At 69.5% G+C, this 6,877-nt stretch carries 8 protein-coding genes and 1 rRNA gene; all 9 read left to right on the top strand.

From position 1 onward, the window contains the following. Window positions 1-85: ribosomal RNA gene (gene rrf, locus AB0N81_RS39830) — 5S ribosomal RNA — on the top strand; the annotation flags it as partial. Between the two features lie 64 nt (window positions 86-149). After that, window positions 150-794, top strand: a complete 645-nt coding sequence (locus tag AB0N81_RS39835) for an HAD family hydrolase (RefSeq protein WP_365367454.1) — start codon at window positions 150-152, stop codon at window positions 792-794. A gap of 79 nt (window positions 795-873) precedes the next feature. Then, window positions 874-2,091: an MFS transporter gene (locus AB0N81_RS39840; RefSeq protein ID WP_365367456.1), complete on the top strand. Its 1,218-nt coding sequence runs from the start codon at window positions 874-876 to the stop codon at window positions 2,089-2,091. Then, the gene (locus AB0N81_RS39845; RefSeq protein ID WP_365367458.1) at window positions 2,042-3,217 is read left to right on the top strand and encodes an acetoin utilization protein AcuC; all 1,176 of its coding nucleotides are present in this window, start codon (window positions 2,042-2,044) and stop codon (window positions 3,215-3,217) included. The genes AB0N81_RS39840 and AB0N81_RS39845 overlap by 50 nt, the downstream gene beginning before the upstream one ends. Before the next feature lie 97 nt (window positions 3,218-3,314). Next, window positions 3,315-4,130, top strand: a complete 816-nt coding sequence (locus AB0N81_RS39850) for a phosphatase (RefSeq protein ID WP_365367460.1) — start codon at window positions 3,315-3,317, stop codon at window positions 4,128-4,130. A gap of 132 nt (window positions 4,131-4,262) precedes the next feature. After that, window positions 4,263-4,472 carry a helix-turn-helix domain-containing protein gene (locus AB0N81_RS39855; RefSeq protein WP_157869005.1) on the top strand — a complete coding sequence of 70 codons (210 nt, stop codon included), beginning with the start codon at window positions 4,263-4,265 and terminating at the stop codon, window positions 4,470-4,472. Between the two features lie 147 nt (window positions 4,473-4,619). Further along, window positions 4,620-4,718 (top strand): AURKAIP1/COX24 domain-containing protein, encoded by a 99-nt coding sequence (locus tag AB0N81_RS39860; RefSeq protein WP_003948845.1) that lies wholly within the window; start codon window positions 4,620-4,622, stop codon window positions 4,716-4,718. 183 nt (window positions 4,719-4,901) lie between these two features. After that, window positions 4,902-5,963 (top strand): NAD-dependent epimerase/dehydratase family protein, encoded by a 1,062-nt coding sequence (locus AB0N81_RS39865; protein WP_365367558.1) that lies wholly within the window; start codon window positions 4,902-4,904, stop codon window positions 5,961-5,963. A gap of 14 nt (window positions 5,964-5,977) precedes the next feature. Beyond that, window positions 5,978-6,877: lysophospholipid acyltransferase family protein (locus AB0N81_RS39870; protein WP_365367462.1), on the top strand; the 900-nt coding region annotated here is incomplete at its 3' end.

Consider the following 6,877-nt stretch of genomic DNA (forward strand, 5'->3'; position numbering starts at 1 on the left):
TTACATTCCGAACCCGGAAGCTAAGCCTCATAGCGCCGATGGTACTGCAGGGGGGACCCTGTGGGAGAGTAGGACGCCGCCGAACTCCTTTTAGATGGGAAACCCCCGCACCTTATGGTGCGGGGGTTTTCTGCGTTTAGGGTCGGGTCATGCGATACGAACTGGTCATCTTCGACAATGACGGTGTCCTCGTCGACAGCGAACCGCTCTCCAATACGATCCTCGCCGGCTATCTGACCGAGCTCGGACACCCCACCTCCTACGAGGACTCCCTGCGCGACTACATGGGCGCCGCCGTCCACCGCGTACACGATCTGGTTCTCGAGCGGAGTGGGCAGCGGCTTCCCGAGGACTTCGACGACGTCTTTCACAGCCGAGTCTTTGCCGCCTTCGAGCGAGAGCTGAAGCCCGTGGAGGGAGCCGTCGACGTCCTGGAGAAGCTCGCCGCCGACGGAGTGGCTTACTGCCTGGCCTCTTCCGGGAGTCATGAGCGGATTCGCGTCGGACATCAGAAGGCCGGGCTCGACAAGTGGTTCGACGAAGGTCGTGTCTTCAGCTCGCAGGACGTGGGGCGGGGGAAGCCGGCGCCCGACCTTTTCCTGTATGCCGCCGAGCGTATGGGTGTGGCGCCCGAGAAGTGTGTCGTCGTCGAGGACAGCCCGCTGGGAGTGCAGGCCGCTGTCGCCGCCGGCATGGACGTCCTCGGGTTCACCGCCATGACGCCTGCCGAGCGGCTCGTCGGGGCCACCGCGCTCTTCGGGGACATGCGCGAACTGGCGGACCTGCTCGCCTGACAGCTGACACCTGACACCGGAAGATTGGGTGCGTGATCCATCTACCCACTGGTAGCCGGGGGCCCTACGCTCTCCAGCCATGACCGAAGAGCTGCGGCGCGGCAGGGCCTCGCTGGCGTTCGCCTTCCTGGTGCAGGGAGTCACGTTCGCCCTGCTCGTGACGCGGATTCCGGCGATCCAGGATCGCTACGGGATATCCGACGGGCTACTGCCCGTCTTCCTCGCGGCGGTGCCGATCCTGGCCGGAATCGGGAGCGTGGGCACCGAGCAGCTGGTGAAGAAGGTGCCGCCGAGCGCGGTGTTGCGGTGGTCGCAGCCCATGGTGCTGCTCGCGCTGCTGGGGGTCGGCGCGGGCGACGAGATGTGGCACGTGGGCGTCGCGCTCGGGGCGTTCGGGCTCGCCGTGGGGGCGCTCGACGCGTCCATGAACATGCTCGGGGTGAGTCTCCAACGGGAGTACGGGCGCAGCATCATGCTCGGGTTCCATGCCGCGTACAGCCTGGGCGGGATCGTCGGGGCGTCGCTGGCCTGGGCCGGGGCGCACTGGGACCTCTCGCTCTTCGTCTCCTACCTGCCGGTCGTGGTGGTGCTGCTGCCGACCGCGCTGGTCGGGAGCCGGTGGTACGTCGACGCGACGAAGGCCTTGGGGGCGCCGGGACGAGGGGAGGCGGAAGGCGGGGGAGTCGTTTTCAAGATGCTGCTGCCGCTCTGCCTGGTGATGACGTTCGCGTACATCGGCGACTCGACCGTCTCCAACTGGAGCGCCAAGTATCTGCAGGACGTGCTGGGGAGTTCGGAAGAGGTCTCGACCGTTCCGTACAACGTCTACATGGTCATGACGCTGGTGGGGCGCGGGCTCGGGGATCTGGGGGTGCGGCGGTTCGGGGCCGTGGCGGTGGTGCGGGGCGGTTCGGTGGTGGCGGCGCTCGGGTTCGCGGTCGTGGCGGTCGCTCCCGGAGCGTGGATCGGAATCGCGGGGTTCACCGTGCTGGGTCTGGGGCTGTGCGTGATTGTTCCGCAGACGTTCGCCGCTGCGGGAAGGCTGTTCCCGGAGGCTTCGGATGCGGCCGTGGCGCGATTGAATGTCTTCAACTATGTGGGGTTTCTGATCGGTTCGCCGTTGGTGGGTGGGCTCGGGGACGCCTGGAACTACCGGGCAGCCATGGTCGTTCCTCTGGTGTTGGTGCTCCTGACCTTGCTGTACGCCCGTTCCTTCGCCCCGGGACCGGACCGGTACGGTGACGGGCATGAGTGGCCGCGCGCAGCTGATGTGGGACGAGGCAGTAACGGGCTATGACTTCGGCCCGGGTCACCCGATGGACCCGGTCAGGCTCGGGCTGACCCGAAGTCTGGTCGAGGCCTTCGGGCTCGACCGGGAGCTGGAGATCGTCGCGGCCAAGCGCGCCGGTGATTCGACGCTTCGGCTCGTGCACCGCGGGGACTACGTGGACGCGGTCAAAGCCGCTTCCGTGGATCCCGCGTCCGCCCGCGGGGAGTACGGGCTCGGTACGGAGGACGACCCCGCCTTCGCCGGGATGCACGACGTGTCGGCGCTGATCGCCGGACAGTCCGTGGGCGCGGCCGAGGCGGTGTGGCGCGGGGACGCGCTGCACGCGGTGAACTTCGCCGGCGGGCTGCACCACGCGATGCCCGGGGGCGCCTCCGGGTTCTGCATCTACAACGACGCGGCGCTGGCCATCGCCCGGCTGCTGGAGCTGGGCGCGGAGCGCGTCGCGTACGTGGACGTCGACGTGCATCACGGCGACGGGGTCCAAGCCGCCTTCTGGGAGGACCCGCGGGTCCTGACGATCTCGCTCCACGAGCATCCGCGGACGCTGTTCCCGCAGACCGGATGGCCGGAGGAGACGGGCGCGGACGGCTCGGCCGAAGGGACCGCGGTGAACGTCGCGCTGCCGGCCGGGACCGGCGACGCGGGATGGGTGCGGGCCTTTCACGCCGTGGTGCCCGAACTGCTCGCCGAGTTCAGGCCGCAGGTCCTCGTGACGCAGCACGGGGCCGACACCCACTTCGAGGACCCCCTGGCGCACCTCGCGGTGTCGCTGGACGCGCAGCGGGCCGTACAGGTCGCCTGCCATGAGCTGGCCCACGAGCACGCCGAGGGGCGGTGGGTGGCCCTTGGGGGCGGTGGGTACGCCGTGGTGGATGTGGTGCCGCGGTCCTGGACGCATCTCGTGTCCATCGCCGCGGGGCGGCCCGTGGAGCCCACGGCGGAGATCCCCGAGGCCTGGCGGCAGGAAGTCTTCGCCCGGACCCGGCAGTTGGCGCCGGGGCGGATGACGGACGGCCGGTGGCCGGTGGACTGGAAGGGCTGGGAGTCCGGGTACGACCCCGCCGACCGGCTCGACCAGGCCGTGCTCGCCGCCCGGAAGGCCGTGTTCCCGTTGCGGGGGTTGCTCGCCTAGGAGGCGGCCCGCCGGATTGTGCCCGCGTTAGCCCAACTGTGGGGGGTTTCCGGGGTTTTGGGGGCCGGTGCTCCGGTGATGCGCCAGCATCGGCCGGGTGTTGAGCACCGGCGCGCTGCGTGCGCATCTGTTGGCGGCTCGGTTGGCGGGGCCCGTGGCCACCTCGCGGGAACAGAGCCTGCGGAGTTATCGGCTGTTCGCGGCCCGTGACCCGCGGATACTTCTCGGGCTCGACCCCGAGTGGAGCTGGGGCGCCGGCGATCTGCTGCGCCTGATGTCCGACAAGTGCGGGGTGTCCGCCGACCCGGGGTGCACCACGGGGGCCGATGTCATCGATCCGGAACGGACGCTGGTGGCGCTCGACGCCTTCGCGGAACGGCTCGCGAGCGCCGCACGACGACGGCTCCCGGTACTCTTCGGGACCGGTCATCCGCACCGACTGCTCGGGTTCTACGCCGCGTTGGCGGACGCTTTGTCGGCGGCCGGATGCACCGTCCTCACCCCCGCGCAGGGCAGCAGTGTCGACATAACGACCCGGTTCGGCCTACGCACGTACAACCTTGACTACGTACAAGGAGTCGCGCTGGTGCGCGAACCCGGCGTGCGTCCCACCGGGAGTGAGACCGGCGCACACACCCACTCACCCCTCCCGGTTCGGGCCGCTCTGGATGCCGCAGCGGAGGCTCAGGGACCGCTTCCCGAGTTGGTCATCGGGGACCACGGATGGGTCTGCGGAGCAGGTCAGCTGGGGTTTGAGGCGATCGGTCTGGCGGATACGGACGATCCCGCGCTGTTCGTCGGGGAGGCCGAGGGGCAGGTGTCCGTCGTCGTTCCGCTTGATGACGCTGTGCGGTCTGATTACTACCGACCGCTTACTCGCTATGTACTCAATCGAGCGTGTCTGTCACAGTAGGCGGCCGATCGCGGCTCCTCTTCCCCACTCGCATCATCCGCCCCTAGTCTGGGGAGTGAGCGCGCAGAGACGAAGAGTCACCGGAAGGGGAAGCCGGTGCCCGTCATGTGCGGAAGGTTCAGGTGGGGTGTCATGGCTGCAGACCAGAGGCCGCTGAACGAGGTTCAGTTTCTTACCGTGGCGGAAGTCGCCTCGGTGATGCGAGTGTCCAAGATGACCGTGTACCGGCTGGTGCACAGCGGTCATCTGCCCGCCATCCGGGTCGGGAGGTCCTTCCGGGTCCCCGAGCAGGCGGTTCACGAGTACCTCCGCGAGTCGTATGTGGGGGTGGAAGCAGGTTGAGCGAGGGGTCCCCGGGGCCCCTCGCGCAGGGGCCATGGCCCCTCGATTACGTCCCTCACGCGGGGACAGGTAGGCTAGGCCGACGTAGGTCGTGTGGGCCCAGTCTGCTGCCCCGCACCGAGTGAAGAGAAGTGAGCGAGGGTAGTCGTGGGCTCTGTTATCAAGAAGCGGCGTAAGCGGATGGCCAAGAAGAAGCACCGCAAGCTGCTGAAGCGCACTCGCGTTCAGCGTCGCAACAAGAAGTAAGCGACCGCTGCACAGCGTGTACCGAAGCCCTCCCGTCATCCGACGGGAGGGCTTCGGTGTTTTCGGCCGTCTCTGGCCGTCTCCGGGCACACGGACATCACAGCGCAACGTCCACCCGCTAGCGTGGTCCGCAACGCAGCCGACGGTGGCGCGGCGAGGGTCGGGGAAAGGCAGGCGCTCATCTTGGGCAAGGTCGTGCTCGTGACCGGAGTGGCCCGGCAGCTGGGCGGACGGTTCGTCCGGCGGATCCAGCGTGACCCGGAGGTCGATCGCGTGATCGCCGTCGACGCGGTCCCGCCCGAGCACCATCTCGGCGGCGCCGACTTCATCCGGGCCGACATCCGGCAGCCCACGATCGCCAGGGTGCTCGCCGAGCACCACGTCGACACGGTCGTCCACATGGACGTCACCGCCACCGCCCTCGGCGGACGTGGCGGCAGGGGCAGCCGGGGCACCGTCAAGGAGACCAACGTCATCGGCACCATGCAGCTGCTCGGTGCCTGCCAGAAGTCGCCGGCGGTGAAGCGGCTCGTGGTGAAGTCGAGCACCAGCGTGTACGGGTCGGCGCCGAAGGACCCCGCCGTGTTCACGGAGACCACGCCGCCCAAGTCGCTGCCCAGCGGAGGCTTCGCCAAGGACACCGTCGAGGTCGAGGGCTACGTGCGCGGGTTCGCACGGCGCCGCCCGGACGTCGCGGTGTGCGTGCTGCGCTTCGCGAACATCCTGGGGCCCGCCGCGGACTCCCCGCTCGCCGAGTACTTCTCGCTGCCGGTCCTGCCGACCGTGTTCGGCTACGACCCGCGCCTGCAGTTCGTCCACGAGGACGACGCGGTCGAGGTGCTGCGGCTCGCCTCGCACGACCCGCAGCGGGGCACGCTCAACAGCGGTACGTTCAACATCGCCGGCGACGGCCAGCTGCTCCTGTCCCAGTGCTCGCGGCGGCTCGGCCGCCCCACCGTGCCCGTGTTCCTGCCGGCCGTCACCTGGGTCGGCTCGGCGCTGCGCACGGTCGGCATGACGGACTTCTCGCCCGAGCAGATCAGGCTGCTCACCCACGGCAGGGTCGTGGCCACCCGGCAGATGCGCGAGACACTGGGGTTCAGGCCGAAGTACACGACGGCGGAGACCTTCGCGGACTTCGTACGCAGCCGGGGCCCCGGGCTGCTGCCACCAGGTGCCCTCGCGGGGGCAGTCGACCGGATCGCCGCGCTGCCCCTCGCGGGCGGCCACCCGAGCGCCAACTGAGGAGAGCGTCAACGATGGCGGACGCCAAGGTCATTCCGTTCGACGACGACCGGTCGCGCGGGAGCGCGCAGCGCATGTCACGCCGCAGGTCCGCGCCCCGGCGCGCGGGTGACCCCGTGGCCGGGGTCGCGTCGCTGCCCGGGCAGCAGGAGGGCCCTCAGCAGGACGGGCCGCCGAGCGGTGAGCCACGGGTGGCGCCCGGGGCGCCGGCGGGGCAGGTGTCGGAGCCGCGGAGCGGCGGCGGCTGGGACCGGCGCATCGCGGGCGGTCTGGCCTTCCTGCGGCGGCGTCTGACGGGTGAGTACGAGGTCGACGACTTCGGTTACGACGAGGAGCTCACCGACCAGGTCCTGATGTCGCTGCTCCGGCCCTTCTACGAGAAGTACTTCCGGGTGGAGGTGAAGGGCATCGAGAACATCCCCGCCGACGGCGGGGCGCTGATCGTCGCCAACCACTCCGGGACGCTGCCGCTGGACGGCCTGATGATGCAGGTCGCGGTGCACGACAACCACCCCCAGGGCCGGCATCTGCGGCTCCTCGCCGCCGACCTGGTCTTCATGCTGCCGGTCATCAACGAACTGGCCCGCAAGGCCGGACATACGCTGGCCTGCGCGGAGGACGCGGAGCGGCTGCTCGGACGCGGTGAGCTGGTCGGTGTGATGCCGGAGGGCTTCAAGGGCATCGGGAAGCCGTTCAGCGAGCGCTACAAGCTGCAGCGGTTCGGCCGCGGCGGCTTCGTCTCGACGGCGCTGCGGACGGGCTCGCCCATCGTGCCTTGTTCGATCGTCGGGGCGGAGGAGATCTACCCCATGATCGGCAACGCGAAGACGGTGGCGCGGGTGCTGGGCATCCCGTATTTCCCGATCACGCCGACGTTCCCGTGGCTCGGGCCGTTGGGTGCGGTGCCGTTGCCG

This window comes from Streptomyces sp. NPDC093510 (assembly GCF_040683555.1).
In the GTDB taxonomy this organism is placed as follows: domain Bacteria; phylum Actinomycetota; class Actinomycetes; order Streptomycetales; family Streptomycetaceae; genus Streptomyces.